At 78.2% G+C, this 1,632-nt stretch carries 1 protein-coding gene and 1 pseudogene; one reads left to right on the top strand and one right to left on the bottom strand.

The window, feature by feature from the left end; genetic code table 11:
• Positions 1-985: ATP-dependent helicase C-terminal domain-containing protein (locus tag FOE67_RS25110; protein ID WP_323385484.1), on the top strand; the 985-nt coding region annotated here is incomplete at its 5' end.
• Between the two features lie 93 nt (positions 986-1,078).
• Here FOE67_RS25110 and FOE67_RS25105 read toward each other — a convergent pair.
• Positions 1,079-1,632 (bottom strand): annotated as a pseudogene (locus tag FOE67_RS25105) (hypothetical protein); the annotation flags it as partial.

Here is a 1,632-nt window from a genome sequence, read left to right as displayed (position 1 = left end):
GTGGCCCGAGGGGCGTGCCGCCGGACTGGTGGCGGCGCTCGCCCACCCGGACCGGGTGGGCCGACACCGGTCCCCGGGGACCTTCCTCATGGTCTCCGGCACCCGGGCGACGACGGCCGCGGAGTCACCGCTGCGCGACGCCCCCTGGCTGGCGATCGCGGTCGCCGACCGGCCCGCCGGTTCGGCGACCGCCGTGATCCGTCTGGCCGCGGTCGCCGACGAGGAGATCGCGCTGCTCGCCTCCGGGGCCTCGCACGCCCTCGGGGAGGAGGTGCGGTGGGCTCCCGCCCCGGCGGGCGCCCCGGACGTGGTGGCGCGGCGGATCGAGCGGCTGGGGCGGATCGTGCTGCGCGAGGAGCCGCTGCGGTCCCCCTCGGCGGAGGCCGTGCGCGGCGCGCTGACGGAGGGCCTGCGCCGGGAGGGGGTGGACGCGCTGCTGGAATGGGGCCGCGCGGCGCGGGGCCTGCGCGAGCGGATGGCGTTCCTGCACGACGCGCTGGGCGACCCGTGGCCCGATGTCTCGGACGAGGCCCTGGTGGCACGGGCCGACGAGTGGTTGGGTGACGCCCGGAACCGCGCCGACCTGGCCCGGGTGGACACCGTCCGGCTGCTCACCTCGTTGCTGCCCTGGACCGGTGGGGCGGCGGCACGCCTGGATGAATGGGCGCCCGAGCGGGTGGAGGTCCCCTCCGGGGCCCGGATCCGGGTGGACTACTCCGGGGAGCGTCCGGTGCTGGCCGCCCGGGTCCAGGAACTCTTCGGCATGGAGGAGACCCCGGCGCTCGCGGACGGCCGGGTGCCGTTGGTGGTGCACCTGTTGTCGCCGGCGGGCAGGCCGGCGGCGGTGACCGCGGATCTGGCGTCGTTCTGGCGCGAGGGCTACCGGGCGGTGCGGGCGGAACTGCGGGGCCGCTATCCCCGGCACGCCTGGCCGGAGGACCCGCTGACCGCGGAACCGGTGCGGCGGGGCCCGCGTCGGGGGTGAGCCCGGCGCGGGCCCGGGGCCCCCGCCCGTGATCGGGCGGTGGCCCCGTGGGTCACCCTCCCGGCACCGGCGCGGGGCCGGGTCCCGCCGGACTCACTCGGCGCGGCGCAGGGAGGCGTCGGGGGCGTCGCCCTTCCCGTTCCCGTCTTTCCCGTCGTCCTTGTCGTCCTCGTCGTCCTTGTCGTCCTCGTCGTCCTTGTCGTTCTCGTCGTTCTCGTCGCCCTCGTCGTCACCCGGGCAGGCGGTTCCCTCCTCGTCGGACTCCTCGGCGTCGTCCGACTCCTCGGCGTCGCCGTCCCGGTCGGTGTCCTCGTCGGACTTCCCGGCCCGGTCGGCCCCGGTGTCCTCGTCGGACTTCCCGCTCCGGTCGGCCTCGGTGTCCTCACCGTCACCGGGGTCGGTCCCGTCACCCGGGTCGGGGTCCACCGGGCACTCCCCGGGCACCTCCGGGTCCTCCGGGTCACCGGGCTCCCGGGGATCGGTGGGGTCGGCCGGCTCGCCGGGGTCCGCGGGCGCCGGCGGCTTCGGCTTCTCCTGCGCCGGCGGCGTGCCGGGACCGGGCACCTGTCCCCCGGGCTTCTCCCCCGGCTCGGCCGGTGCCCCGGGCGAGCCGGGGGTCGGGGCCGGGGTGGTGGACCCGCCGGGCC

Source organism: Streptomyces calidiresistens, assembly GCF_014141525.1.
Taxonomy (GTDB): domain Bacteria; phylum Actinomycetota; class Actinomycetes; order Streptomycetales; family Streptomycetaceae; genus Streptomyces; species Streptomyces calidiresistens.
This window is presented reverse-complemented; position numbering and strand designations above follow the sequence as displayed.